Source organism: Aeromonas tecta, assembly GCF_000820185.1.
Classification (GTDB): domain Bacteria; phylum Pseudomonadota; class Gammaproteobacteria; order Enterobacterales; family Aeromonadaceae; genus Aeromonas; species Aeromonas tecta.
In genome coordinates, this window is the sequence record NZ_CDCA01000016.1 from 1 (window position 1) to 674 (window position 674).

The 674-nt window shown below is 65.7% G+C and carries 1 protein-coding gene; it reads right to left on the reverse strand.

The window, feature by feature from the left end; translation table 11 throughout:
• A partial coding sequence (locus BN1137_RS03445) for an efflux RND transporter permease subunit (protein ID WP_198150591.1) occupies positions 1-674 on the reverse strand: 674 nt, incomplete at both ends.

Consider the following 674-nt stretch of genomic DNA (forward strand, 5'->3'; position numbering starts at 1 on the left):
CTGCAGCCCCTCGGTGGCGCTGTGGATGGCCATGGCGATGTCGGTGTTGCTGACCCCCGCCAGGCGCGCCGCGGTCTGGTTGATGACCGGAGTGACCAGCTTGCTCTGCTGGCGCCAGTCATCGCGCACGTACTTGGTGTGCGGGTTGGCGCTGATGATGGCCTGGGCCTGCTCGGAAAGATTGTGCAGAACGGCGGGATCCGGCCCCTCGAAGCGGGTTTCTATGCTGAATTTGTCCTTGGTGGCGAGCTTGAGGGCACGGAATCTCGGCTCGGCATAGGGGAAACGGCTGGCGAGCCAGGCGTCGCCCCTGGCCACCAGGGCGGGGATCTCGTCAAAGGAGCGGGCGTTGATCAGGATCTGGCCGTAGCTCTGATCCAGGGGCTCGGGCTCGACGGTAACCGAGAAGCGCGGTGCACTCTCGCCAACGAAGCTGGAGATGCTCGCCACCTCGGGCTGGGCCAGCAGCCACTGCTCAATCTGCTTCATGTCCGCCGAGGTGCGCTCGATGCGGCCGCCGTTGGGCAGCCAGTAGTCGAGAAAGACGATGCTGCGATCCGAGCTCGGCATGAAGTTCACGGAGAGCAGCGGCGCGGCGAGGCCGGTCAGCAACAGCAGGGGCAAGACGATGAGCATGGCCCGCTTGGGGTTGTCCACGGTCCAGTGCACGGCGC